Annotated in this window: 22 protein-coding genes; 13 read left to right on the top strand and 9 right to left on the bottom strand. The window is 41.3% G+C overall.

Going from position 1 to position 25,846, the window contains the following annotated elements:
• The first annotated feature begins 24 nt into the window (after nt 1-24).
• The 3 genes from D1164_RS13365 to D1164_RS13355 all read left to right on the top strand — a co-directional run bounded on the left by D1164_RS13365 (nt 25) and on the right by D1164_RS13355 (nt 3,806).
• Entirely contained in the window at nt 25-1,200 is a 1,176-nt protein-coding gene (locus tag D1164_RS13365; RefSeq protein ID WP_147372186.1) for an alpha/beta hydrolase, read from the top strand.
• Between the two features lie 380 nt (nt 1,201-1,580).
• The gene (locus D1164_RS13360) at nt 1,581-2,447 is read left to right on the top strand and encodes a sugar phosphate isomerase/epimerase family protein (RefSeq protein WP_119350500.1); all 867 of its coding nucleotides are present in this window, start codon (nt 1,581-1,583) and stop codon (nt 2,445-2,447) included.
• A gap of 6 nt (nt 2,448-2,453) precedes the next feature.
• The gene (locus tag D1164_RS13355) at nt 2,454-3,806 is read left to right on the top strand and encodes a Gfo/Idh/MocA family protein (protein ID WP_119350499.1); all 1,353 of its coding nucleotides are present in this window, start codon (nt 2,454-2,456) and stop codon (nt 3,804-3,806) included.
• A 138-nt stretch (nt 3,807-3,944) separates the two neighbouring features.
• On the opposite strand, the gene D1164_RS13350 is transcribed toward D1164_RS13355, so the two are convergent.
• Together D1164_RS13350 and D1164_RS13345 are read right to left on the bottom strand one after the other, a co-directional pair.
• Complete coding sequence (locus D1164_RS13350) at nt 3,945-4,295, bottom strand: carboxypeptidase-like regulatory domain-containing protein (protein WP_119350498.1); 351 nt, start codon at nt 4,293-4,295, stop codon at nt 3,945-3,947.
• Between the two features lie 88 nt (nt 4,296-4,383).
• Complete coding sequence (locus tag D1164_RS13345; protein ID WP_119350497.1) at nt 4,384-4,848, bottom strand: toxin-antitoxin system YwqK family antitoxin; 465 nt, start codon at nt 4,846-4,848, stop codon at nt 4,384-4,386.
• A 475-nt stretch (nt 4,849-5,323) separates the two neighbouring features.
• Between D1164_RS13345 and D1164_RS13340 the strand changes: the two genes are divergently transcribed.
• The 3 genes from D1164_RS13340 (at nt 5,324) to D1164_RS13330 (ending at nt 10,489) form a co-directional block, all read left to right on the top strand.
• Nucleotides 5,324-6,508: a hypothetical protein gene (locus D1164_RS13340; protein WP_119350496.1), complete on the top strand. Its 1,185-nt coding sequence runs from the start codon at nt 5,324-5,326 to the stop codon at nt 6,506-6,508.
• A gap of 138 nt (nt 6,509-6,646) precedes the next feature.
• On the top strand, nt 6,647-9,526 hold the full coding sequence (locus D1164_RS13335) for a TonB-dependent receptor (RefSeq protein WP_119350495.1): 2,880 nt from the start codon (nt 6,647-6,649) through the stop codon (nt 9,524-9,526).
• Nucleotides 9,527-9,829: 303 nt separating this feature from the next.
• A complete protein-coding gene (locus D1164_RS13330) occupies nt 9,830-10,489 on the top strand; it encodes a cation diffusion facilitator family transporter (protein WP_119350494.1) in 660 nt (219 codons plus the stop codon).
• Nucleotides 10,490-10,515: 26 nt separating this feature from the next.
• Here the strand turns inward: D1164_RS13330 and D1164_RS13325 are convergent, their stop codons facing one another.
• A complete protein-coding gene (locus tag D1164_RS13325) occupies nt 10,516-11,358 on the bottom strand; it encodes a mechanosensitive ion channel family protein (RefSeq protein ID WP_119350493.1) in 843 nt (280 codons plus the stop codon).
• 27 nt (nt 11,359-11,385) lie between these two features.
• Entirely contained in the window at nt 11,386-13,062 is a 1,677-nt protein-coding gene (locus D1164_RS13320; protein WP_206611005.1) for a S41 family peptidase, read from the bottom strand.
• Nucleotides 13,063-13,327: 265 nt separating this feature from the next.
• Here D1164_RS13320 and D1164_RS13315 point away from each other — a divergent pair, with 265 nt between their 5' ends.
• From D1164_RS13315 to D1164_RS13295, 5 genes are all read left to right on the top strand, one after another.
• Complete coding sequence (locus tag D1164_RS13315) at nt 13,328-14,050, top strand: head GIN domain-containing protein (protein ID WP_119350491.1); 723 nt, start codon at nt 13,328-13,330, stop codon at nt 14,048-14,050.
• Nucleotides 14,051-14,325: 275 nt separating this feature from the next.
• Nucleotides 14,326-15,699 carry a DUF5723 family protein gene (locus D1164_RS13310; protein ID WP_119350490.1) on the top strand — a complete coding sequence of 458 codons (1,374 nt, stop codon included), beginning with the start codon at nt 14,326-14,328 and terminating at the stop codon, nt 15,697-15,699.
• Nucleotides 15,700-15,710: 11 nt separating this feature from the next.
• On the top strand, nt 15,711-15,989 hold the full coding sequence (locus D1164_RS13305) for a DUF4834 family protein (RefSeq protein WP_119350489.1): 279 nt from the start codon (nt 15,711-15,713) through the stop codon (nt 15,987-15,989).
• A 264-nt stretch (nt 15,990-16,253) separates the two neighbouring features.
• Entirely contained in the window at nt 16,254-17,789 is a 1,536-nt protein-coding gene (locus D1164_RS13300) for a glycine--tRNA ligase (RefSeq protein ID WP_119350488.1), read from the top strand.
• Between the two features lie 107 nt (nt 17,790-17,896).
• Nucleotides 17,897-19,195: a glycosyltransferase family 4 protein gene (locus D1164_RS13295; RefSeq protein WP_119350487.1), complete on the top strand. Its 1,299-nt coding sequence runs from the start codon at nt 17,897-17,899 to the stop codon at nt 19,193-19,195.
• Here the strand turns inward: D1164_RS13295 and D1164_RS13290 are convergent.
• The 4 genes from D1164_RS13290 to D1164_RS13275 form a co-directional block, all read right to left on the bottom strand.
• Nucleotides 19,192-20,133 carry a Gfo/Idh/MocA family oxidoreductase gene (locus D1164_RS13290; RefSeq protein WP_119350602.1) on the bottom strand — a complete coding sequence of 314 codons (942 nt, stop codon included), beginning with the start codon at nt 20,131-20,133 and terminating at the stop codon, nt 19,192-19,194. The two genes, D1164_RS13295 and D1164_RS13290, sit on opposite strands and share 4 nt — an antisense overlap.
• A gap of 87 nt (nt 20,134-20,220) precedes the next feature.
• On the bottom strand, nt 20,221-20,781 hold the full coding sequence (locus tag D1164_RS13285; RefSeq protein WP_119350601.1) for an acyltransferase: 561 nt from the start codon (nt 20,779-20,781) through the stop codon (nt 20,221-20,223).
• A 90-nt stretch (nt 20,782-20,871) separates the two neighbouring features.
• Nucleotides 20,872-21,258 (bottom strand): GxxExxY protein, encoded by a 387-nt coding sequence (locus D1164_RS13280; protein ID WP_119350486.1) that lies wholly within the window; start codon nt 21,256-21,258, stop codon nt 20,872-20,874.
• Nucleotides 21,259-21,336: 78 nt separating this feature from the next.
• On the bottom strand, nt 21,337-22,464 hold the full coding sequence (locus D1164_RS13275; protein ID WP_119350485.1) for a DegT/DnrJ/EryC1/StrS family aminotransferase: 1,128 nt from the start codon (nt 22,462-22,464) through the stop codon (nt 21,337-21,339).
• Between the two features lie 174 nt (nt 22,465-22,638).
• Between D1164_RS13275 and D1164_RS13270 the strand changes: the two genes are divergently transcribed.
• Together D1164_RS13270 and D1164_RS13265 are read left to right on the top strand one after the other, a co-directional pair.
• Nucleotides 22,639-23,808, top strand: coding sequence for a glycosyltransferase family 4 protein (locus tag D1164_RS13270; protein WP_119350484.1), 1,170 nt, complete (start codon nt 22,639-22,641; stop codon nt 23,806-23,808).
• Between the two features lies 1 nt (nt 23,809).
• Nucleotides 23,810-24,349: a methyltransferase domain-containing protein gene (locus D1164_RS13265; protein WP_119350483.1), complete on the top strand. Its 540-nt coding sequence runs from the start codon at nt 23,810-23,812 to the stop codon at nt 24,347-24,349.
• A gap of 4 nt (nt 24,350-24,353) precedes the next feature.
• Here D1164_RS13265 and D1164_RS13260 read toward each other — a convergent pair whose 3' ends face one another.
• Nucleotides 24,354-25,832, bottom strand: coding sequence for a lipopolysaccharide biosynthesis protein (locus D1164_RS13260; protein ID WP_119350482.1), 1,479 nt, complete (start codon nt 25,830-25,832; stop codon nt 24,354-24,356).
• Between the last annotated feature and the right edge of the window lie 14 nt (nt 25,833-25,846).

The following is a 25,846-nucleotide window of genomic DNA, read 5'->3' as shown; positions in this document are numbered from 1 at the left end:
TTTGATAACTTCAAAATAAAAAAAATGAAACAAATATTTTTGTCTAAACTGTATGTAGTTCTTATGGCTACACTATTCACCGTTCATTCTGTTGCCCAGGATAACATGCTATGTGTCGGCCGTCACTGGACAGAAGACGAAGCCAACCTGAAAATGAAAGAATTTGCTGCTGAATGGAACAATCTTGAATCGTGGGAGCAGCGGGCCGCTACCATTAAAGAGGGCATCATTAAAGGGATGAAGCTGGATCAGATGCCAAAGATAGAAGGCAACTTCAATGCTCAGATTACCAACACCCGGAAGTTTGACGGATATATTGTGGAGAATATTCGGATTGAAAGTTTTCCCGGGTTTTACATCACAGGAAATCTTTACCGGCCTGTAAATGCAAAAGAAAAGAATGCCGCCGTTCTTTCTCCTCACGGGCACCTAAAAGATAAGCGTTTGACCCACTATGTGCAAAAACGTTGCGCAGTACTCGCCCGAATGGGAGCTATTGTATTTGCTTATGATATGGTGGGTCACGGGGATTCACATCAGGTGGATTCCCATAATATTCCAATTGCATTGCTCCTTCAAACATGGAATAGCAAACGGGTGCTCGAGTATTTATTGTCGCGTTCGGATGTTGATCCGGAAAGGACTGGAATAACCGGCGGTTCCGGAGGTGGTACACAGACATTTATTCTTGCAGCCATTGACGAAAGGATAAAGGTTTCGGTGCCATGTGTTCAGGTCTCAGCCCATTTTTTCGGAGGTTGTGTATGTGAAAGCGGTATGCCAATTCATAAAAGCAAAAACCATCAAACAAATAATGTTGAAATTGCGGCCCTTTGCGCTCCAAGGCCTATGCTGCTTATTTCGAACGGAAACGACTGGACAAGGAATACGCCAAGGATTGAATATCCTTATATTCAAAAAGTCTATACACTTTATGATGCAGAACACAAAGTAGAGAATGTTCACCTTCCGGCAGAAAAACATGATTACGGCTATTCAAAACGTTCGGTGATGTACAATTTTTTTGCCTATCATCTTAAGCTGAATACGGGAGCAGTAAGTTGGACTCCATCGGTGAATGAAGACTTTGTTACCATTCTGCCCGAGGAACAATTAAAAGTGTATACCAGCGATAATCCAATGCCTGCCGACGCACTGAAAGGGAACAAAGCTATTATGGATTATTTGAATTTACAGTAAATAAGCTGGCTTTGTGTTCCTTGCAGATAATAAATGTAGCGGATTAAAATTTGAAATCTTTTTATCATTTAGGCTAGTACACTTTTGAGGTAGTACCTGGGTGTTCTATGCTGAAAAGTCGATTTTTTTCAACAGGATTATTTCCATAGAGTAGTGAGTATTTTCAGCTAACTGACCTGGAAATTAATTCAGGGTGTTTTATTTTCTATGCAGAACGAATGTGATTTTACACTTGAGATATTCGTTCAGCCTGAGCTTGTTTTGTTCATTTTACATTTGTTGGTTTTGTGCGTAAAGAGTTGAATGAGCGGTTTATAAGAAGGATGAATCTTCTTTTCTAAATTTCTATTGCCAGATTTTTTGAAGTAATAATTTATATAATGATAAAGTATATTAAAACAAGTACTTATATGTTGTTGGTGTGTTTAACAGTCAGTTGTGCAACAAAAACAGAAGATGTTTTTTTAACTGAAATTGGAGTTTGTATCAGCGTTTCCAATGCTGAAATGCTGGCCACACACGGGTATTCTTACATAGAAGAGAGTGTGGGCCGCTTTTTAATGCCGGCCAAAAGTGAGGCTGAATTTCAGGAGGCCCTTCAGAAAGCTCAAAATGCAGCCATCCCTGTAAAAGCCTGCAACAGTTTTATCCCGGGGAGTTTAAAGAGTGTTGGCCCCGATGCGGTTCATCCTGAGATGCTTGAGTATATGGAAACGGCTTTTCGCAGGGCACAGTTGGCCGGGGTGGAATATATAGTTTTTGGGAGCGGTGGTTCGCGCGGCATCCCCGAAGGCTTTTCGCGCGAGGATGCCCGTCGCCAGTTCATTGATTTGTGCAGCCAGATGGCTCCAATTGCTGCCAGGTACAATGTTGTGGTGGTGCTGGAACCGCTCAATACAAAAGAGTGTAACTTTGTTAATTCAGTAGAGGAAGGCGGTAAAATTGTGGAAGAAGTCAACCACCCGAACTTTCGCCTTCTGGCCGATATTTATCACATGCTGATGGACGGTGAAGGGCCGGGAAGCATTGAAAAATATGGTCACTTGCTTCATCATACCCATATTGCCGAAAAAGAGGGAAGAGCTGCGCCGGGAACACATAATGAGGATTTTACGGCCTATTTTGCTGCATTGAAAAATGGGGGGTACAAGGGAAAAATGTCCATCGAATGTAAATGGGGAGATCTGGAGATACAGGCACCGGTTGCTATGGAAGTGATAAAGAAACAGTTAGTAACCTTAAAATAAAAGAAGATGAATAATTCAAGGCGAACATTTATTAAAAAATCAGCCCTGGGGGCTGCCGGGATTACCATTGGCGGCATGGGGATGTCGGCCAGGAGTTATGGGAATATTCTGGGGGCGAACGACAAAATCCGGGTAGGGATCCTGGGCTTTTCCAACCGTTTTAAGGGATCTTTGGGTAAAGCTTTCCTGAAATACGCGGATGAAATGAATTTCGAGTTTTTTACGGTTTGTGACATTTGGAATCGTCGTCGCGATGAGGGACAGGCCTGGCATAAAGAAACCACTGGCAGGGAGATTGATACGGCCCGAAACACCGATGAGCTTTGGGGACAAAAGCCCGATGCCGTTATTTTAAGTACAGCTGATTTTCAGCATGCTTTGCTCACGGCAGAAGCAGTACGTGCCGGTGCCGATGTATATTGCGAGAAGCCGTTTGCCGAAACCATGGACGATGCCAACGAGGGGTTGAAAGCAGTGAAAGAAACCGGGAAAGTGATAACAATAGGTTCACAACGGCGCAGTGGCCCTAACTACCACGCTGCCCACGACTACATCCGGTCAGGTAAATTTGGAAAAATTCTGGACGTAGAAATGACCTGGAATGTAAATCAGCCGGGGAGGTGGCGTTTGCCGCATCTTACTTCCCAGATTAAAGAGTCGGATACCGACTGGAAACGTTACCTGATGAACCGTCCGTACGAGCCGTGGGATCCGCGTAAGTATTTGGAGTATCGCCTGTTTTGGCCCTACTCGTCGGGAATACCGGGACAGTGGATGGCCCACCAGATAGATACGGTGCACTGGTTTTCGCATTTGCCGCACCCACGTTCGGCCGTAGCCAACGGGGGTATTTACATGTGGAAAGATGGTCGTACCAATTTTGATACCATGACTGCTGTTTTCGATTATGGCCCGCAGGACAACCCGGATGAAGGGTTTCAGGTCATTTATTCTTCCCGCCAGAACAACTCTTCGGGTGGAACGAAGGAGTGGTACTTCTCCAACGGGGGCAAACTTGATTTGGCCACGAACAAGGTAAACAGTGACGGCGGATTAACCGAACGCTACGCCAGTGCCATGGGTATGGAACCTTTCCTGCTGGAAGACTTTGAACTGCCTCAGATTAAAGCTGAAACAGGCGCCAATACCGGTTCCGACCCGCTAACCAATGCGCACATGAAAAACTGGATGGAGTGCGTGCGTAAAGGCGACCCGAAAACCAATGCTCCGGTTGAGGCCGGCTACAGCCATTCCATTGCCAATATTATGGTAACAGCTGCCTTGCGTACCGGGCAACGTGCTACATTCGACGAAAAATCAAAACAGGTTATGGCCGGTGGAAAGGTGTTTAAATATTGATTTTTTTTGAATGGAGGGTATCATATAATATTGAGAGTGTCTTCTTCTGAATTCGGTTGACACAGAAAGAAAAAGCCCTGCTGAATTTGGTCTGGCCAAATCCGGCAGGGGCTATTTTGGGAAGGGAATGTTGAGCAACTAATTCGAATTTTCCAGCTTAATATTTACCTGGTTTTTGCTGGCATCCACATGCAGGGTTTCGGCGCTTTTTTTATACGAAATATAATTGGCTACCAGTTTGTATTCACCAGGTTTGATGTTTTCAAACGAAAAATTTCCGTCGAAATCGGTGTAGGTTTTTGTGTCGGTGCCGTCAATTTTTACTTCAACCCCTACCAAAAGTTCTCCGGAGTCACTATCATAAACAGTGCCTGAAAGTGCCACTGTGGCTGTGTTGTCTGAGTCATTTCCTGTTTTCGTTTCTTTTTCTTTTGCTGTAACTGTCAATGCAAATACTACAGCTATAATACCGAACATTATTCGTTTCATCTTTCAAAAAATTAAATGGTTTTCTCAGTGTAAAAGTAAGGCGCTGCTGTTAAATGGCAGTTACAGAAATATTACACTTTCGTTACATTTATTCGCGGTATTCTCTGGTGCTGGTAACCTCTCCGTTTTTTCCATAGTTTTTCCAGGTTCCGCTTTTTTTACCATTCCGGTAATGCAGTTCGTACATCAGGTTTCCCTCGTCGCCCCAAATAAGCCACTTTCCATGTTTTTGGCCCTTTTTGTAACGGGCAACCGAAACCTTTACATTATTGGCATTATACATCTCCCACTTTCCGTGCATTTGATTGTTTTTGTAAGAACGGATCTCATTCAGTTGTCCATTCTCAAACCAAATTTTTACTTTCCCGTGCTTTTTCCCATTTTTTACGGTCAGTTCCATTTTAACCTGCCCGTTTTCAAAATGAGTGGTATAAGAACCAGTATACGGGTGATTGTCTTTGTAAAAAAGACCTTCGATTTCTCTTATCTCCTGGGCCTTTAACCCGGAAAGAGCGAGCGCTACCATTCCGATAATCAATACTATTCTGTTCATTTTATCTTAATTGAAAAACGGCGAAATTAGAAAAAAACCATTCTGTAAAATTTCAGGAAGTTTTTTTTAATTGAAATTTAATAGATTATGATAACTACGTTTTCCTTATGGTACAAACTGATACTAATTCGAAAAGGACGTAATGGAAGTACGAAATGTATTTTAAAATGTTTTATACTTCAGCGTCTGTATCTGCCTTGTTATCTGTGAATGTATTTTTCAATTCGAAACAGTAGTTGTGCCACCTGGGATTGATTTTTTCTATGATAATAACATTACTTCTGTAATGAGGTAATTTCGAAAAAAGGTTTGATAAACAGGAATATAATGTTGACGGCAAGTTCTGTCAGAGACCATAAAAAAGCCCGGTAATGGCAATAAAGCGAAAGTAATTGTTTATTAATTCGCCTGTAATATTTCTGTAATATGCACAGGTTACATTTGCCCCGAATTTAAATCACAAAAAAATTCTGTTATGAAGAAGATCAATTTATTGTTTCATTTAACCTTGCTTTTGGGATTGCTGTTTACAGCATGTGAAGAGGATGACACTCAGTTAATTCCGGACGAGGATTCGGAGAAGATTACCAGTAATATTACGGAGAATACTACCTGGACTTCCGGTAAAGTTTATGTTTTGGGCGGAAGGATTACAGTGTTGGACGGGGTTACCCTGACCATTGAACCAGGTACCATTATTAAAGGAGAAGCAGGTACACAGGCCAATTCAACGGCGCTGCTTATCGCACGTGGAGGGAAATTGGTTGCAGAAGGTACGGCAGAAAAACCTATTATTTTCACATCGGTGGCCGATGAAATCCAGCCGGAAGATATTACAGCCGGAAACTTTGAGAGCCCTAATCTCGATGCAGATATCAACGGCCTTTGGGGAGGAGTTATCCTGTTGGGGAAAGCGCCCATCTCTGCATCGAACGAATCGGGTGATGTAAGTGAAACCCAAATAGAAGGAATTCCAACTTCGGATCAAAACGGGCTTTATGGAGGAAATGAGGCGGAAGACAATTCAGGTATTTTGAAATATATCTCCATTCGCCACGGGGGCACCAATATCGGCGCCGGGAATGAAATCAACGGCCTGACTCTTGGAGGCGTTGGTTCGGGAACCGTTATTGAAAATATTGAGATTGTTGCTAACCAGGACGATGGCATCGAGTTTTTTGGAGGAACTGTGAATGTTAAAAACCTGGTGTCGTGGAACGTGGGTGACGATGGTGTAGATACCGACCAGTCATGGGGTGGTACCCTCACTAATTTTATTGTTGTTACCCCGGCCGGGCATTGTTTTGAACTGGATGGCCCGGAAGGTTCCATGGAGGCCGGACACATCATTCAAAACGGAACAATTATCGCTTCGGAAGGTACCCGTATTTCACAGGATCTGATCAATGTGGATGACAATTCAATCGTTGGGTTGAAGAACCTGTTTTTCACCGGTATTTCAGAAGGGCAACAGATTAACCGGGTTACAGCTGCCGGGGTTACATTTGAAGGGATTGAACTGGATGTGACTGAAGAAGATTTGGCGGGCCATGTTAATGGGGATGTTCCTACAGGTGTAAGTGCCGTGAGTTCGCCCACCGTGGGCGCTGACACATCGGTTTTTGGATGGACCTGGGCTTCAAAAGCAGGCAAATTTTAAAAAACAAGAGTTAAAACGTTGATACATTCAGTCACCTGTTACAAAACGCATAATAATTTAGTTTACAAAAACAGACTTGCATTCACCTGTGCAGGTCTGTTTCTTTTGTTTCGGACAGACAAATAATTTTTCAATAAGATGAGGTATTTATTTAGTATATTTTTTTCATTTATTACCCTGCTTTCTGTAGCACAAAATGGAAAAATCAGAGGGACAATTGTGGATGATAAAACGGGTGAAACCCTTGTAGGAGTGGCTGTTTTGGTAAAAGGAACTACTACCGGTACTGCTTCCGACCTTGATGGCCAGTTTACGTTGGATGTGGCGGAGGGAAGTTACGACCTCCAAATATCCTATATTTCTTTTCAGACTTTAACAGTTGGGGATGTACAGGTGAAAGCCGGTGAAATAACCCTTCTCGATAATCTTAGGATGAAGGAAAGTACCCTTGAACTGGGAGAGGTGGTGGTTTCGGCCGAAGTGATTCGTACTACGGAAGCAGCTTTAAACACCATCAAAAAACAATCTGCCTCCATTTTGGATGGTATCTCTTCTGAAAAAATAAGGCTAACAGGCGATAACACTGCTGTAGAAGCTGCCCGAAGGGTAACGGGGGTTTCCATCGAAGGCGGTAAGTATGTTTATGTTCGTGGCTTGGGCGATCGCTATTCCAAAACGACCCTGAACGGTATGGATATTCCGGGTCTTGACCCTGACCGCAACAGCCTGCAGATGGATATTTTTCCGACAAATCTTATGAATAACATGATGGTGAGCAAAAACTTTACCGCCGACATGCCCGCCGATTTTACAGGAGGGTTGATGAATGTGGAAACAAAAGATTTTCCGGAAGACAAAATTGTGAGTGTCTCGCTAAGTACTTCATTCAATCCCGACATGCACCTGAATTCCGACTTTCTTACTTACACCGGCAGCCCGACAGATTTTTTGGGGTTTGACAATGGGACCAGGGGATTGCCAAGCGGGGCTGACCAACGGGTTATTCCGACGCCTATCAGCGGACATTCCCAGCAGGAAGTGGTTGATTTCGTTCGGAGTTTTAACCCCGAACTGGCAGCTTCGCGGAAAACCAGTTTGCCAAATTATAGCGCCAGTTTTTCATTGGGCAATCAAATCAGTTTAAACGGGGATAAGAAGCTGGGGTATATTTTTTCTGTTTCCTATAAGTCGGAATACACCTGGTACGACAATATCGTTTATGGTGAATATCAAAGATATATAGATCCCGATTTGTATGAAATGAGGTATGCCACCCTGCAAAATGGTGAAATGGGCGAGCAGAATGTGTTGGTAGGCCTGCTGGGCGGCGTGGCGATAAAAACCACTTTCTCGAAACTTCGGTTGACGGCCATGCGTTTGCAAAATGGTGAAAGCCGTGCCGGTAAGTTCGAGATTGACAATGACGGACAGGCAGTGGGGCAATCGGGTTATTTTGCTACTTCGGATAACCTGGAATACAACCAGCGTTCTCTTTCGAATGTGTTGTTGAACGGGGTACATGTTTTTAAAAATTCCGGATGGGAAATTGACTGGCGCCTGTCTCCCACTTTTTCGACTTCTGATGATCCGGATATCCGGAAAACAGCTTTTACACATTCATCAAACGGCAGCAGCTTTAATGCAGGCGCCGGCGGGAATCCTACCCGGATTTGGAGATCGCTGGGCGAACTAAATGCTATCGCAAAACTGGATGTAACTAAAAAATATACACTGAATGACCGCGAAGCAAAGTTAAAGTTCGGCGTGAGCCATACATACAAATACAGGGATTATGAAATACTATTGTTTGATATTCAGTTTTTTGGCGGTCAGTCGTGGCCTGATCCCGATCCTTCCACGGTATTAAATCCCGAAAATATTTATCCTAACCGCCCGAACAGTATATATTACCAGTCGGGCAACATTTATCCAAATCCCAATGCTTACCGATCGAATGTAAATAATACCGGCATATATATTTCCAATGAATTCGAGTTGTTCCCAAAGCTTAAAACAATTGTTGGGTTGCGGGCAGAGAATTATGTGCAGAAACATACAGGCAGGGATCAAAGATATGCCAGCGGAGATACGAAAAACGGACAAAACCTCGACAATGAAAAGGTGCTGGGATCTTTCGATCTGTTCCCTTCAGTTAACCTGGTTTTTTCACTCACGGACGATCAAAATCTGCGTGCTTCCTACGCCAGAACAATTGCCCGGCCATCTTTCAAAGAGCTCTCCTTTGCACAAATTATCGACCCCGTTTCCAATCGTATTTTTAACGGAAGCTTTTTTACATATCCCGGTTGGGACGGGAATTTAACGGAAACCCGGATCGATAACTTTGATGTTCGTTGGGAACTGTTCATGAAGAGTGGGCAGATTCTGTCGATGAGCGCATTTTATAAGAAGTTTGACAACCCGATTGAGCTGGTGCGGATTCCGGAACAACAAACCAGTACCGAATATCAGCCACGGAATGTAGGAAATGGCAGGTTGTATGGCGTGGAACTGGAGTTCCGGAAAGATCTGGATTTTATTTCTCCTGCATGGAGCCATTTCAACCTGAACGGGAATTTTACGTTTGTTGAATCACTCATCGACATGACAGAGATCGAATTTAAATCGCGTAAGTCTTACGAGAAAACGGGTGAAACCATTAAGGATACCCGGCAAATGGCAGGTCAGGCGCCGTATGTTATAAACGGAGGAGTAAGTTACAATCATTACGAATCAGGATTTGATGCGGGACTGTTTTATAATGTGAAGGGGCCCACGCTGTCGATTGTTGGGGCAGGCCTTTTTCCTGATATTTTTATCAAACCTTTTCACAGCCTGAATTTCAGTTTGAATAAGAAAATCGGGGAAAGCAAAAATACCACGATCGATTTTAAAGTGTCGAATATTTTGAATGCCCGAACGGAAAGTTATTACCAGTCGTACCATGCAGAAAACAAACCTTACAGCCAGATGAGTCCCGGCAGGAAATTCAGTTTGGGTGTGAGTTACAGGTTTTGAAAAAGCTGTTTTTTCTGCAGCGGTAATATGAATACAGAGAGTTGATTGGGAACAGGCTGTATCCGCTCCTCTAAATGAAGTACACATGTGAAGGCGCGTTGGTAAAAAAATTGAATACGCAGTATAGAGATGGGATTATACAAATGAATGTATGCCCCATTTTTTGGCAGGAAAGTGACCGTAGAAAACAGCGAGGCAATCCTGAAACCTAAACGGGGCTTTAGTTGTTGTGTTATTTGTTCTTGCAGGTGGTCAGGTGCCTGTTATTCAGGAAATCCAAAATTGCTGTAAAATCATTAAGTTATGCCGGAACATAAACACGAACATGAAAAGAAAACATTTTGGGTGGTGCTTTTAACAGCCGTCACAATGGTTGTTGAGATTATTTTTGGACTGATTACCAACTCGATGGCGTTGCTGGCCGACGGTATTCACATGGGATCTCATGTGTTGGCCATTGGGTTAAGCTGGATTGCATACATTGTTGTACGTAAGGTTTCCAAAAACGAAAAATTTAAAGGCAATTCAGATAAAATCCTTTCACTTTCAGGATATAGCAGCGGCCTGATGTTGCTGTTGTTTGCCTTCGTTATTATGGTGGAAGCTGTTGAACGTTTTTTCAACCCGGTGGACATTATTTACAGAGAAGCCATTTTTGTGGCCATTATCGGATTGATGGTTAATATTGCCAGCGCTTTTCTTTTACATCATGATCACGAGCATTCCGACCATAACATCCGCGCGGCCTATCTTCACGTGATTGCCGACGCCCTCACCAGTCTTTCGGCGATTTTGGGCCTCACCGCTGCCATGATTTGGGACATCCCGTTTATCGACACCATTGCCGCCATAGTGAGTTCGCTTGTCATTGTCAGGTGGTCAGTCGGACTACTGAAAGATTCAGGGAAAGCGTTGCTGGATATGAAGAACGCGCGTGCAGAACATGAACATCATCATCATTAAACAGATTTAGTTTGAGATTCCTGTTCTCAAGCCTGACCCGGGTTTGACTTAATGTGCAGATCGCGTTGCGGGAATGGAATTTGCACCCCGTGTTTCCGGAAAGCGTCGTCGATGGCATACCTTAATTCGCTTTTAGCATGTTCTACCAGGAAAGGTTCTTTCACCCAGAAAAAAACCTCGAAGTCGAGCGAGGAGTCACCGAAATCACTGAAACGTACAAACGGTCTGGGCTGTGCCGAGATATTTTTGTTTTGCAATACACAGTCGAGTAAAAGATCCGTAACCAGTTTTGTGTCACTGCCGTACGCCACGCCAACCTCTACCGAAAACCGTGTATTGTAATCCATTTGGCTCCAGTTGATAATGGTGTCGTTTACAAACTTGGAGTTTGGTACCACAAGGATTACATCGTCGCGGGTTTTCAGCTTGGAAGTCCTCAACCCGATGTGAATTACTTTCCCCACGGTTTTATCTTCCAGTTGAATGATGTCATTTATCTGGAGGTTTCGTTCAATAATCAGCACAATACCCGATGCAATGTCGCTAAACAACTGCTGAATACCAAACCCAACACCTACCAGCAGGGCAGTAATACTGGCCAGCAGAACCGACACTTTTACACCGGAAGTTTCGAGTAGTAAAACAATAACTACCACCCAGACAACATAACGCAAAATCAGATAAACAGACCAGTGTGAACGTCTTGTTGCTTCCTGCTTTTTGATATAACGTTTGAAAAGCCCCCGGATAATTCTTAGTCCGATAAACGTGGCAATCAGTACCATAATAACAATGACCACACTGGAAACTGTTATTTCAATATGCTCGGTCTTTAAAAGTTGATAATTAATTAATTCTTTTAGTTTCACAGGTATTAGGTTATTGTAATTCTGACGTTACGGGCGTTTCATGGTGATAATAATACCCGGCTCAAAATACCCGGTGTAGCCCATGGGTGAACCAAGCTCATCAATGGCTCTCTGAATAACAGTATCGTCTCCCAGCGAAGAACGAATAGCTCCTTTCTGGTAGTAATAACGCGATACGATTTCATGCCTTAGCAAACTTTTTATTTCATCTTTAAACCCTACTAAATCTTTGTCGAGTTGCGGCTCTAACCTCGCTTGTAATGTTTCAAATTCTTTTTGGGCAAGGCTGTAATATTTTTCATCTTTTGCCACTTCAATCAAATCCTCCAGCATGTGCTTTGACTCTGATTCGTATTCAAAATCGTCTTCCTTAACAAAGGCAGCAAATTTGTTGTAAGTTTCTTCGGTTACCTCAAACTCTTCCGGTGCAGCAATTGATTTGGTTTCATTGGTAAAGTTTGTGGCAAAGTCGAAAACTTTAAATTCAGAAAGCAAGGCAATGCTCAGGTTGCTCAACTGCTCCGAATCAAGCACAACGTCCGGAACAATCCCACCACCGTCGTATACTTTTCTGCCCTTTTTTGTAGTAAATTCCGAAATAAGCGAATCGGGAACATAACCTACGCTTCCATCTTCATTGCGGTGAGTATAGTCGAGTGCCTGGATGCAGCGTCCACTGGGAATATAATATTTGGCGGTTGTAACTTTTAACTTGGCATTGTAGCTCAGGTCACGGGTAGTTTGTACCAGGCCTTTGCCAAATGTACGCGCCCCAACAACCAGTCCGCGATCAAGATCCTGTATGGCGCCTGCCACAATTTCTGAAGCTGAAGCCGATCCGCGGTTGGTTAAAATCGCAATACGAATGGTAGTGTCCAGCGGCACTGATGTGGCAGTGTAGGTTTTATCCCACTGTTTTACCTTTCCCTTCGTACTTACTATTTCTGAACCTTGCGGAACAAAAAAGTTTACAATTTTTACAGCTTCCTGGAGCAATCCGCCCGGGTTTGAACGTAAATCGAGAATAAGTGACTCCGGGTCGTTTTTTTTCAGATCGAGAAATGCTTTTTTTACATCCTCGCTACAGTTAACCGTAAAGTTTGACAGGCGAATGTATGCCGTATTTTTATCAAGCATCCCAAAATAAGGTACGGCATCGATAGATATTTTTTCACGGATAACGTCCACTTCAAAAGGTTTTCTCTCACCGGGCCGCTGCAGTTTAATTTTTACAGGTTTTTTGGCAGGGCCTTTCAGAAGATTACTCACATCTTCGGTGGTCATATTTTCGGTCACTTTACCTTCTACTTCCAAAATGATATCACCGGCTCGTAATCCAAACTTCTGGGCAGGAAAACCTTCATACGGTTCTGAAATCACAACTTTTCCATCGTGGTTCCCAATGAGTGCCCCAATGCCGGCGTATTCCCCGGTTGTCATAAAACGAAAATCCTCCATTTGGTCTTCCGAAATGAAGTTGGTATATGGGTCAAGCGACTGAAGCATTTCGTCGATACTCGTTTTTACCAGTTTATTGGGATTTACTTCATCCACATAAAACATGTTCAACTCCCTGAAAAGGCTGTAATATATTTCAAGGTTTTTGGCTATTTCGAAATTTCTCTCATCGCGGTTAAAACTGTAGAAACCTATTCCCGCAACGATTACAATCAAAGCTCCAATCCAAATTTTTTTCCAATTCATATTTTTTCTCCTCATTTTTATCGAAATGAATTTCAGTAAGATAAATGTTATCTCTGAAACAGCAAAATTATAAATATTACCCGATATCAGTAATAAAACCCCTCAATGCATTACGTTAAAATATATTAACCTCGCTCCGGGGCTTTTTGTTTTTATCTTTAGAACGACAATGTTTGTCGAAAAAACAGAACGTAAAACTGTAACTTACCGTAATTTGTAACGTCTTGTAAATTACAGTCTCTTAAAAATTAAAAAATCTGTTATTATGAAATCATTTAAGTACGTATGCATTTTTCTTCTCGTTATTGCTGCCAGTTCCCATTCAGTTTCTCTGGCCGGGAATGTCAGGGAAACGCAAAACCGGGCTGTAAAAAATTTCGATGCCATAAAAGTTTCATCAGGCATCGATCTGTTTCTTTCGATGGGAACTGAAGAAACATTGAAGGTTATTGCCGATGATGATGTTATTGATGATGTAATAACCGAAGTAAAAAAGGGCACATTGCATATCTATATGAAAAAGAAAGATTGGCCCCGTTTTTTCAATTGGGGAGCAACACAAAGCCGGAAAGTTTATGTTACTGTTAAAGAGCTGAGTCTTCTCAGCGCTTCTTCTGGTTCAGATGTAAAATCAGAAGGCATTTTAACAGGGAAACGGCTGGAGGTGTCGGCCAGCAGTGGGAGCGATGTGGTTTTGGATGTGAATTATAAAAGTATGTCGCTTGATTCAAGTAGCGGCTCCGATTTAAAAGTAAGCGGGAAAGCCAAAACAGTGAAAGCCAGTGCCAGCAGCGGCAGCGATATAATAGCACGCGACCTGAAAGTAGCCACTTGCCATGCCAGTGCCAGCAGTGGTTCTGATATTTCTATTCATGTTACCAGGGAGATACATGCCAGTGCCAGCAGCGGCGCGGATATCAGGTATTACGGGAATCCGGGAGTTAAAGAAATTGACGAGTCAAGTGGTGGTGACGTTACCGGAAGGTAGTGTTAAAAAAGAATGCTGTTTGAGGAGGCACAACAAGTTCAATAATTTTAGCGGACAGCATGTAGATTTCCCAGGTGAGGCGAACGCAGCCCAGAGTTTGTTGCTTACCTTTTTAAGCTAAATCAAAGAGTAAAATCTGTTTGATAAGGCGAAAAGAAATTGAAAGGACAAGGCAAGTTGAAACATTCTTTTGCTCCATAAAAAGTTAAACTGATCCATTCTCCTGCCGTTATCTTTTGGGAAAAACTATTTTTGCAGGAAGTTATTTAAAAGAGATGGCTTTGGGAGAAATAAAAACAACCGGCTTTGTTTTGATTTTTGCCTGGCTGACATTTTCATTCAATGTGTCGGCACAGGAATCTGTTTCGCTGTATTTTTTGCCGGGGGTAACCCAGGCCTCCCTTGAAAATCCGGCTATTCAGAATCAAACCCGGAAGTTGGTTGTCGGTATTCCGGTACTTTCCGGAGCTTACGGGAACTGGGACGCAAACATTCAGTTGAATTCCCTCTTTTCCGATGGGTTCAGTTATAGTTTACAGCGTTTTTACGATGCCCTTGGTGAGCGGGGAAATGTTCGGGCTTCGGCCGGAATGTCGATGTTTTATGCCAGCCTGCAGCACAAGGATTACTCTTTTACTTTTTCCGTTTCAGAAAGGGCTTTAATGAAGGGTAATTTTGATCGTGAAATTGTAAGGTTTGTCCGTGACGGGACACTGAATTTTTTTGGTGTGAATGAAAATTTAGGGAATGCTTCTTTTATGGCAACCCAATACAGGGAACTTGCATTGGGCATTTCAAAACAGGTAGGGGAAAAGCTGGATGTGGGATTTCGTCCGAAGATATTATTTGGTAAAATTCATTTTGAAATGGATGAAGTGAACCTCTCCGTGGAAACAGAGCCGGGAGGTGAATACCTGCTGTTGAAGCCCGAAGGATCTTTTAAACTTACCGGGCCTTTTTATCCAAAACAGGATTCGGCAATTCATTTTTCTGCCTTTGCTGCCGACGCTTCTCCCGGCGATTATTTTTTTCAACCCCGAAACCTGGGTTTTGCCCTTGATTTGGGAGTGGTTTATCGTCCAAATGCCTTTTCCGAATGGTCGTTAAGCCTCATTGATGCCGGGTTTATCGGGCGAAAATATAAAACATTTAATGTTGATTTTGTCCGGCCCGCACGTTATTCAAAATACAATGCATACCAGTCGAACAATCCTGGCGGGGATAATTACAAAGAGCCCCGTGAGGCTTTGAAAGAATTTGGTGACACGGCTTCTTTTCTTATCACCATCAATGAAGCCGCTAAAAGAACGTTCACAGCGGTACCCGTTAAAATAAATGTGGCCGGGAAATATCATTTTTCTGAAAAAACGACCATCGGGTTCAGTAACCAGTTTAAATATTACCAACAGGATCCTCTAAATATGTTCTCTGCCTTTTTGGCCAAATCATTTCATCCAAAATTTGGAATGTACGGAAGTTTAACACTTTTAAATACCAGCAATATATTTCCCGGGTTAGGCGCCAGCTATACCAATAATTGGTTTCAGCTTTACTTTACCAGCAATAATATTTTAGGGATTGTTCAGCCGGGTTCTTCAAAACATTTAAATTTGTACTTTGGCGTTAATTTTTTATTCGATACTCAATAATAGAAATAAATATGAACCTATTCATAATTCTTTACCTTGTCGGTTTTATCCGCACACTTGTAGTCATTGCTATTATCTATTTTGTGATTAGACTATTTACGCGCTATGTACTTCCGGTTATTCTGGAAAATAAACTGAAAGACATTCAGCATAAAATGAATGAAAATCAAAATCAGCAGCAGCCTGCAAAAAAGCGTGAAGGAGATGTAACCATTGAATATGACCGGAAAAGAAATGGTAATCGTAGTAAAAGTGAAGGGGAATATGTTGATTTTGAGGAAGTGGACTGATTAAAGCGTAAAACATTTCTTTAAAATCGGAACCTCCATTCGTTTTTTCCACGCTCCAGAGGTACCCGGATGTCTGCCTGGCTTCAGGAAGAAATTTTTCTTTTTTCTCCCTTTTTACAAAAAATAATGGACATCCGGGGTTCCATTTAATCTGACAAACCAGAACTAAAATTCCGGAATCCTTTTTTTGAACCTCCTCATTTTTTCACAGCAACCAATTTAATTCTATTTTTGTCGCTATAATTCATTCTGAAATCAAAATAAATGGCACAGGAAGACATTTTTAAAAAGTTGGTTGCACACTGCAAAGAATACGGATACGTTTTTCAGTCGAGTGAAGTTTACGATGGACTGAGCGCTGTTTACGACTACGGACAATACGGCGTGGAATTGAAAAATAACATTAAAAAATACTGGTGGGACAGTATGGTGTTACTACATGAAAATGTGGTGGGGCTTGACTCGGCCATTTTTATGCATCCCACTATCTGGAAAGCCTCGGGTCATGTAGATGCGTTTAACGACCCGCTCATTGATAACAAAGATTCGAAAAAACGCTACCGTGCCGATGTGTTGATTGAAGAACAACTGGCCAAAATAGAAGAAAAAATAAACAAGGAAATTGGCAAAGCCCAAAAACGTTTTGGAGACGCTTTTGATGAGCAGCAGTTCAGGGAAACCAACCCACGGGTACTGGCCAATCAAAAAAAATATGAGGAGCTTCATACCCGGTTTGCAAAGGCATTGAATGATAATGATCTGCAAGAGTTAAAGCAAATAATTGTTGATCAGGAGATTGCCTGCCCGGTTTCAGGAACGCGTAACTGGACCGACGTTCGTCAGTTCAACCTGATGTTTGCCACTGAAATGGGCTCTACCTCCGATGGCGCCATGAAGGTTTTTTTACGTCCGGAAACAGCACAGGGGATTTTTGTAAATTACCTGAATGTGCAAAAAAGCGGGCGTATGAAAATTCCGTTTGGGATTGCCCAAATCGGGAAAGCTTTCCGCAATGAAATTGTAGCAAGGCAGTTTATTTTCCGAATGCGTGAATTTGAGCAAATGGAGATGCAGTTTTTTGTAAGGCCTGGTACTGAACTGGATTGGTTTGAAAAGTGGAAAAGCATTCGCATGAAATGGCACCAGGCGCTTGGTTTTGGAGAAGAAAATTACCGTTTTCATGAGCATGAGAAGCTGGCTCACTACGCCAATGCTGCTGTAGATGTGGAATACAAATTTCCATTCGGGTTCAAAGAAGTGGAAGGTATCCATTCCCGCACTGATTTCGACTTGTCGCAGCATGAGAAATATTCGGGACGAAAAATTCGTTATTTCGATCCGGAGTTGAACGAATCGTACGTACCTTTTGTAGTAGAAACCTCTATTGGAGTAGACCGGATGTTTCTGCAAGTGATTTCAGCAGCTTACTGCGAAGAGGAGTTGGAGAAGGATTCCCGCGTGGTATTGAAACTTCCGCCGGTGTTGGCCCCGGTAAAACTGGCTGTTATGCCGCTGGTAAAAAAAGATGGCCTACCTGAAAAAGCACGGGAAATAATAGACAAATTAAAATTCGATTTCAACTGCCAATACGATGAGAAAGACTCCATAGGTAAACGTTACCGCAGGCAGGATGCTATCGGTACGCCGTTTTGTGTTACCGTCGATCATCAGACCACACAGGACAACACCGTTACCATTCGTTACCGTGACAGCATGGAACAGGAGCGGGTAGCCATTACTGAGTTGGGCAAAATTATTGGCGGGAAAGTTAGCATGCGAAATTTGTTTGAAAAATTATAATGATAAATTTTCCGTGGGGGAGATTTTGGATAGAGTTTTATTTTTTTTCTCTGCCTTCTCCTTCACGGTTTTTTATGAATAACCACGGTATTCGCATTTCAGGTTAAATGAAAAAAGTTTTAATAATAACCTATTACTGGCCTCCGAGTGGAGGTGCCGGCGTTCAGCGTTGGATTAAATTTGTGAAATACCTGCCGGCGTTAGGCATCGAACCTTTAATATTGACTGTGCATCCCAATTACGCCACTTATCCGCAAATCGACCTAACGCTTGAAAATGACATTCCAAAGTCGACCAAGATATTTTATGCAAAATCGGTTGATTTGTATTCATTCTACAAAAAAGTATCTTCCAATAAAGAAGTTCCTTATGGTGGTTTTGCCAACACCAAAAAAAATAACCTGAAAGAAAAAATAATCCGTTTTATACGGGGGAATTTTATTATTCCCGATCCCCGGAAAGGTTGGAATAAATACGCCGTAGCCAAAGCGAGAGAGTTGATTCGGTCTCATCAAATTGATACGATCATTACTACCAGTCCTCCACATTCAACTCAACTTATCGGACTAAGATTGAAAAGGGAGTTTGATATTAAGTGGATTGCGGATCTACGTGATCCTTGGACTGATATTTACTATTTCAGACAAATGTATCCTACGCCAATTGCAATGCAGATTCACAAAAATCTGGAAAAAAAGGTATTGGTAGGAGCAGATAAAATTATCACTGTAAGCGAGTCGCTGAAAAAATTATTCGCACAAAAAGCGGATAACGTTTTAGGTAAAATTGAAGTAATTTCCAATGGGTTCGATGCCGATGATTTTAAGCATGTCGAAATAAACTCTGAATCGGACTTTTTTTTCATCTCATATGTAGGGACTATCTCGGAGAAATATGATGTTTCAGGTTTAATTCAAGCCCTTTCAGAATTACCCGAAGATATTCGTGCCAAAATAAAAGTCAGGTTTATTGGAAGAATTCCATCTAATATAATTGAGGAATTTGATAGGGCAGGATTAAATAAGTTACTTGAGGTAACCGGATATGTGCCGCACGCAAAAGCCATTGAATTTCAGTTTTCATCCGATGCACTTTTGTTGGTTATTCCAGATGTGAAAAATAATGAAGGGATTTTAACCGGTAAAATTTTTGAATATTTGGCAAGCCAAAAGCCTATTCTTTTAGTCGGGCCTGAAAATGGTGATGCTGCAAGAATTATCAGGGAAACCAAAAGTGGACTGGTTTGCGATTATAAGAACCATCTAAAAATGAAAGATGGAATTATCCGGTTCTTTCAGTCCAAACAGCTTACCATCCCTGAAAAAAATAAATTATCGGATGAAGTGATGATGTATACAAGGGAAAATCTCACAAAAGAATTACTAACAGTAATTAATTCCCTTTAAAATATTTTTTTCAGAAACGGATGGTAATCGCCTTTTCGTCCAACAGGATTTGCATTTCTCACAAAATCGGTTAGTTCAATGCTTTCGCGGGCATCGTCGATTCCAAATCCATTTCCATTTAGAATGTTTTGATAGGTCACAGTGTGCAAATCGGTAAAGCCGCCACTGAATTCAATCTCCTTGCCGTTCATAGTGATAGAGCGGTAGGTACGCATTCCTTTTTCGGTAGCCTGTGGTGGCAAATCACTGTAATCGAGACTCAGGAACCAACGTACCCGTGCTTTTTCTAGGTGAAGAAAACCCGCTGCTTTGTGTGATCCGTAATGGTGAACAATATTTTCCTTTACATTGCCAAAAATCCATGTGATCATATCGAAAAAATGGATGCCAATGTTGGTGGCCACTCCGCCTGATTTTTTAGCATCGCCCTTCCAGCTTTTCAGGTACCATTTTCCGCGGGTAGTTATGTAACTCAGGTCGATGTCATATATTTTATCGCCTCCCTCTTCAATTTGCTTTTTCAGGGCGAGAATAGTGGGGTGATACCTTAATTGCAGGATCGTGTAAACATTTTTCCCGGTTTCTGCCTCAATGTCTTTTATGATGTGCATGTCCTCCGGATAAACCACCAACGGCTTTTCGCAGATGGCATGGGCGCCATTGCGCAGGGCAAACCGTATATGCGAAGGGTGCATGTAGTTTGGGGTGCAGACGGTTACGTAGTCGATGGGGTCCCCCTCGCGTCGGATATCATCCATGTATTTGTCCATATTTTCAATTTCCAGGAAAAATTCTGCATCCGGGAAATAGCTGTCCATCCGGCCCATTACATCAAACCGGTCCGTGGCACAAACCAGTTCATTTCCTGTTTCTTTTATGGCTTTCATGTGGCGGTCGGCAATGTAGCCTGCCGAACCTATCAGTGCAAATCGTTTCATATTTTTATTTTTCACCGCAAGGGCGCAATGTCGCAAAGGTTTTAAAATTCTTTGCGCCTCAGCGTTTTTGCGGTTCATTCTTCTTCTTTACAAAGGTTTCAAAAAACCATCGGCTAAGATATACTTTTCTCCGGTTTCGGGGCACACCAGGTTGTCGCCCAAAATGGCGCCCGAGCGGCTCACCCACCCTTTTTGCCGGGCCGGAACACCCGCCATCAGCGCAAACGGTTTTACATCTTTGGTAATTACAGCGCCAGCGCCAATAAAACAATATTCGCCCAAGGTTGTACCGCAAACAATGGTGGCATTGGCGCCAATGGTCGCTCCCTTTTTTACCAGTGTTTTTTTGAATTCTTCCTTGCGGTTAACGGCACTACGCGGATTAATTACGTTGGTAAAAACCATGGAGGGTCCCAGAAAAACATCGTCTTCACAAACCACTCCCTCGTACACCGACACATTGTTCTGTACCTTTACATTATTCCCTAAAATGGCTTTGTTTCCAACAAAAACATTTTGCCCCAGCACACAGTTCATACCAATATGCGCCGTAGCCATAATGTGACAGAAATGCCAGATTTTGGAGCCACTACCTATTTTTGCACCGTCGTCAACGATGGCTGTTTCGTGGATAAATAGTTTATTCATTTTAATATTTTTTGCCGCTAAGGCGCCAATGTCGCTAAGATTTTTACGTTTTCCTTTGCGCCCTGGCGTCATTGCGGTCAATCCTTCTTCCTAAAAATTGTTCACAAATCGATTAAACCCTTCTTTCAGTAAAGGGACATTAAAATTAATCAGAAATCCCAATTTTTTATTGGTCAGTTTTAAATAGGAAATAATTTGCGCTTCATGAACAGGAAGCAGAATATCAACCGCTTTCAATTCAATCACAATTTCTTTCTCTACCAGAATATCAATTTTGAAGTCTTTGTTTAATTGTTCTCTTTTATAAAAAAGTGGAACAGGAACTTGATTTTCAGCATAAATACCTCTTAAATGGAGTTCTTTTAATAAACAAAGTTCATAAACCGATTCCAGTAAACCCGGTCCCATTTCTTTGTGAACAGTAATTGCAGCAGAAAGAATTTCCTTTGAAAGCTGATTGAGCTCATCTTTGTTCATCGTTTTTATTTTTCACTGCCAAGACACAAGGGCACTAAGATTTTTAAATTTTTTCTTTGCGCCCTGGCGTCATTGCGGTTAGTTTTTTTTTCTGAAAAATTCTTGTATCACTCTTGTTATATAATCCAGTTGCTCTTCTGTCAACTCAGTGTGCATGGGCAGCGAAAGCACGGTCTCCGCCAGGTGCTCACTCACCGGAAAATCGCCTTTGCCATGGCCTAAAAATTTATAGGCTTCCTGTAAATGAATTACTCCCGGATAATAAACCATCGACGGGATTCCCTTTTCTTTCAGGAATTGCTGTAGTTCGTTTCTCCGATTGGTCTGAATGGTGTATTGGTGGAAGGTGTGTGTACTATAATTTACACGTTCAGGTAACCGGATTTCTTCAATTTTTTTCAAATGTTCGTCGTACCAGGCTGCTGCATACCGGCGTGCTTTAATATGTTTTTCAAAATATTTAAGTTTTACGCTCAGTACCGCCGCCTGAATGCTGTCGAGCCGTGAGTTGACGCCAATACGTTCATACTGGTATTTCTGCTTCATGCCGTGGTTGGCAATGGAACGGACTATGGCTGCCAGCTTTTCGTCGTTGGTAAATACTGCGCCACCGTCACCAAAGGCACCCAGGTTTTTCGACGGGAAAAATGAATTGCAGCCAACATGGCCAATTGTTCCAGCTTTTTTTGTTGTATCGTTGCTGAAAATGTAATCAGTCCCCAGCGCTTGACAGGCATCCTCCACCACATAAAGATGGTGCTTTTGAGCCAGATCCAGCATCGGTTCCAAATGGGCACATTGTCCGAAAAGATGGACTGGCAGGATGGCTTTGGTTTTTGTGGTAATCGCTTTTTTTACCTCATTTTCGCTGAGGTTGAAAGTTCCGGTATCCACATCCGCAAAAACCGGCTTTAGTCCAAGCAGGGCAAGTACTTCTACTGTAGCAATAAAAGTAAACGGTGTGGTAATAACCTCGTCACCCGGCTTCAATTCCAGTGCCATTAAAGCAATCTGAAGAGCGTCGGTTCCATTTCCGCAGGCAATGACGTGTGTATTGAGGTAATGCGAGAGTTCCTTTTCGAACTCAAGTACTTTTCCGCTTTTTATGAATTGTGTTGATTTTATCACCTCCTGCATGGCCGCATCAATTTCCTTTTTCATGGTGAGGTACTGCCCGTAGGTGTCGCACATATGTATAGTTTGCATTTTCTGGATATAATTTATTTTTTAGTTATTTAACCAATAATTAGCAAATTTAGTGTGATTGAATGACTTTTTGGAAAATAATTCGGAATTGATTCTATTACAATTTGATTTTTTCTTCGAATGAAGATAAAAAACTAATTTTGCTAAAAGCTTAAAAATATATATAAACATATCATGAATACTTTAATGGTCTTAGAGCATGATTATCCCGAAGACGAGCGTGTCACAAAAGAAATTCAAACTTTGAGGCAAAGCGGGATGAATGTATTCCTGGCATGTTCTACAAAAGAGAATAAAGCTCAATACGAAAAGTTAGATGGTTTAGAAATTTACAGAAAGCCAATCTCGAAATTTATTGCAAAAACTTCTGTTGGAGCATTAAAATTCCCATTTTATTTTAACTTCTGGAATTCATTTATTCATCGTATATTAAAAGAGAAGCAAATTGATGCAATCCATATTCACGATTTACCTTTGGCAAGGGTAGGTTATAACATTTGTAAAAAACATAATATAAAATTTGTTCTTGATTTGCATGAGAATTGGCCTGTTCTTCTTGATTTGTCACCCCATACAAAGTCTTTTTTGGGAAAAATCTTATCCAGCAAAAAGCAATGGTTGAGGTATGAAAAAAAGTATGCCTCATTAGCTGATGGGTTAGTTGTTGTTGCGGAAGAAATGAAGCAGCGTCTGATGAATAAAGGAGTAATAAATAGAAATATTGCAGTTGTTCCCAATACATCGCGTGCTGGTATTTTTGAGAAGAGTAAAAATTATAGTTCGGATGAAAAATATATAACTCTCTATTATGCAGGAGGAATAACTCAACACAGAGGCTTAGATATAGTTATTCAGGGACTATCAAAAATGACATTGCCTGATAATTTTAGATTTTGGATTATTGGTAAAGGACGAAATGAACCTTTCTTGAAGAAAATGGCGCTTGAATTAAATTTGTCAAAGAAAGTGTTTTTTTTAGGGTGGAAAACCCACAGTGAAGTTTTGGAGTTGTTACTCCATTCTGATATTGCAGTAATTCCTCATTTAAAAAATGAACATTCTGACAATACATCTCCCAATAAAATTTTTCATTACATGTTAGCTAAAAAGCCTGTTTTGGCTTCCAATTGTAAGTACATTCAAAATATAGTCAACGAAACAAACTGCGGACTTATATACGAAAATGATAATCCTGAAGATTTTATAAAAAAGCTTAAAATTTTGATTGAAGATCCATCAAAAAGAGAGGATTTGGGGAATAATGGATTCCATGCTGCAGTTAATGAATACAGTTGGGAAAATACGTCAAAACCATTAATAAACTTATATAAAACTCTGAATTAATATGGTAACTAATGCATATAAAAATCCTAATAAAGCTCTTTTAAAGAGGTATAAAAACACACTTAACTTTTTTTATCAGCAAAACATAAATCCTCAAAGCCGGATACTTGATTTGGGAGTTGAAAATCCATTTACTCAAATAATGGAAAATGAGGGATTCTCTGTTTTGAACACAGGAGAAATTGATCTTGATTTAAAACCGGAAATGGTTAAAGGGTATGATGTTGAAGTGGTTACGGCTTTTGAGATACTTGAGCATCTGGTTTCTCCCTTTCCTGTGCTTAAAAATTTACCAGGTAAAAAACTGATTGCAACGGTACCTCTTCGGCTTTGGTTTAGCAGTGCTTACAGAAATCCGAACGATCCATGGGATTGCCATTACCATGAATTTGAAGACTGGCAATTTGACTGGCTGCTTGAAAAGAGTGGCTGGAAAATAGTTGATCGTGAAAAGTGGAAATCTCCGGTTATTAAAGTTGGAATCCGTCCGATGTTAAGAAATATTACTCCGCGGTATTATGCTGTTTATGCCGAAAGGTAAGGGTTTATTTCTTTTGGATTTTATTCATCCATGTGTCTTTTATCTGATTTACATCTTCTGAAATTTTAAAGCTAATAGTTAGCACTACGAAAATCACAGTGAATAAAATACTCCGTAATAAAATATCGGCTATAAGTTGTATCTCCGGCAATAAGTTTGAGATGAGTACTGAACCCATAAAAATCAGAGCAATAAAAAAAGTATTTTTATTAAATGGCTGCATTTGGTATTTGACCTTTAAAAAAATAAGCCGCATGACATTATTAGTTGCAATAGATGCTGCAATGGCAATTGCTGCCCCAGTTATGCCCCAAACCGGAACAAATAAGAAGATGGTGACAACAACCAGTATGATTAGAACCAGCATAAAATAAAGGGCTACCCTGTAATATTTTGAAAAAGCAATAATCTGTGCATTTGCACCGGTAAGCATATCAACTAAATAGCCCAATCCAATAAAAAATATCACCCATTTGGCATCATTATATTCTGGACCAAGAATCGTCAGGATATTATCTATATTAATCCAGATACCACCAAACAGGAAAGCCCCAATAATAAACTGATTCAGGCAACTTTTTTTGTAAACTTCCCCAATATAGGCAAGGTCATTCCGTTTCCAGGCATCGGCTATTAGTGTTCCCGTAATGCGCAGAAGTGGCCTTGATGGAATAATAACCAGTGTGCCAAAAAAGAAAGCAATGGTGTAAACACCAGTTGCACTCAATCCCAGCATCTGATTTATCAGAATTTTGTCGATATTGAAAACAATGCTGCCCCCCAAGCCGGTAAGAATGCTGTAAGCAGCAACACTCACCATTTCTTTGCGCAATTTCGGTTGAATAAACTTCAATTGTGGTTTCAGGTTCATTTCTCCTTTTGCCACCAAATATCCAATTAAAACTACCGTTTTGGCGCAAACGGCGACCGTATAAGTTAAAATTAGTTGATGAAGATTTAAGATGTTAAATACAAACAGCAGCGTAACGCTGAAAATTAGAATTCGTTGCAGAAATTCCTGCAAGAAAGTGCCAAAAACGGCATTATACAACAGTTTGTTAAATGTATCGAGTTGAACAAAAAGTAGGGCAAAGAATGTGAGAGGAATCAGCAGATCAATGTAATCAGCAAATATTTTTGATTTTTCGAGGTTACTCTCCACCAAATATGGCCTGAAAAACCAAAAAAAGATCAGAAACAATAAAAATCCGGTGAGTATCACAATAGATGCAATAAAAAGGTAGCCGTTGTGCCCTTTGTTTTTATCGCGAAAATAGGGAAAAAGCCGGGAGGTCACCCCATGAAAACCAAGCGAAGAAAACTGGGCAAACAGCAGTGACCATGATAACAGCAGTCCAAACAATCCGATAGTATCAGTACTCAGGTAATTGGGAAAGAGGTAAGCCGTAGTAATAAAACCTATACCTACCCCCAGGTACGACCAGAAACTGCCCTTTATGCTTTGTCTGATGATTATTCCCATTTATGTGGCAAAAG

Origin of the sequence: Mariniphaga sediminis, assembly GCF_003573545.1 — a bacterium.
Taxonomy (GTDB): Bacteria; Bacteroidota; Bacteroidia; order Bacteroidales; family Prolixibacteraceae; genus Mariniphaga; species Mariniphaga sediminis.
This window is presented reverse-complemented; position numbering and strand designations above follow the sequence as displayed.

Coding starts and splice junctions, on each gene's coding strand:
- D1164_RS13365 (WP_147372186.1), top strand. CDS start 25: ATGAAACAAATATTTTTGTCTAAACTGTATGTAGTTCTTATGGCTACA.
- D1164_RS13360 (WP_119350500.1), top strand. CDS start 1,581: ATGATAAAGTATATTAAAACAAGTACTTATATGTTGTTGGTGTGTTTA.
- D1164_RS13355 (WP_119350499.1), top strand. CDS start 2,454: ATGAATAATTCAAGGCGAACATTTATTAAAAAATCAGCCCTGGGGGCT.
- D1164_RS13350 (WP_119350498.1), bottom strand. CDS start 4,295: ATGAAACGAATAATGTTCGGTATTATAGCTGTAGTATTTGCATTGACA.
- D1164_RS13345 (WP_119350497.1), bottom strand. CDS start 4,848: ATGAACAGAATAGTATTGATTATCGGAATGGTAGCGCTCGCTCTTTCC.
- D1164_RS13340 (WP_119350496.1), top strand. CDS start 5,324: ATGAAGAAGATCAATTTATTGTTTCATTTAACCTTGCTTTTGGGATTG.
- D1164_RS13335 (WP_119350495.1), top strand. CDS start 6,647: ATGAGGTATTTATTTAGTATATTTTTTTCATTTATTACCCTGCTTTCT.
- D1164_RS13330 (WP_119350494.1), top strand. CDS start 9,830: ATGCCGGAACATAAACACGAACATGAAAAGAAAACATTTTGGGTGGTG.
- D1164_RS13320 (WP_206611005.1), bottom strand. CDS start 13,062: ATGAATTGGAAAAAAATTTGGATTGGAGCTTTGATTGTAATCGTTGCG.
- D1164_RS13315 (WP_119350491.1), top strand. CDS start 13,328: ATGAAATCATTTAAGTACGTATGCATTTTTCTTCTCGTTATTGCTGCC.
- D1164_RS13310 (WP_119350490.1), top strand. CDS start 14,326: ATGGCTTTGGGAGAAATAAAAACAACCGGCTTTGTTTTGATTTTTGCC.
- D1164_RS13305 (WP_119350489.1), top strand. CDS start 15,711: ATGAACCTATTCATAATTCTTTACCTTGTCGGTTTTATCCGCACACTT.
- D1164_RS13300 (WP_119350488.1), top strand. CDS start 16,254: ATGGCACAGGAAGACATTTTTAAAAAGTTGGTTGCACACTGCAAAGAA.
- D1164_RS13295 (WP_119350487.1), top strand. CDS start 17,897: ATGAAAAAAGTTTTAATAATAACCTATTACTGGCCTCCGAGTGGAGGT.
- D1164_RS13290 (WP_119350602.1), bottom strand. CDS start 20,133: ATGAAACGATTTGCACTGATAGGTTCGGCAGGCTACATTGCCGACCGC.
- D1164_RS13285 (WP_119350601.1), bottom strand. CDS start 20,781: ATGAATAAACTATTTATCCACGAAACAGCCATCGTTGACGACGGTGCA.
- D1164_RS13280 (WP_119350486.1), bottom strand. CDS start 21,258: ATGAACAAAGATGAGCTCAATCAGCTTTCAAAGGAAATTCTTTCTGCT.
- D1164_RS13275 (WP_119350485.1), bottom strand. CDS start 22,464: ATGCAAACTATACATATGTGCGACACCTACGGGCAGTACCTCACCATG.
- D1164_RS13270 (WP_119350484.1), top strand. CDS start 22,639: ATGAATACTTTAATGGTCTTAGAGCATGATTATCCCGAAGACGAGCGT.
- D1164_RS13265 (WP_119350483.1), top strand. CDS start 23,810: ATGGTAACTAATGCATATAAAAATCCTAATAAAGCTCTTTTAAAGAGG.
- D1164_RS13260 (WP_119350482.1), bottom strand. CDS start 25,832: ATGGGAATAATCATCAGACAAAGCATAAAGGGCAGTTTCTGGTCGTAC.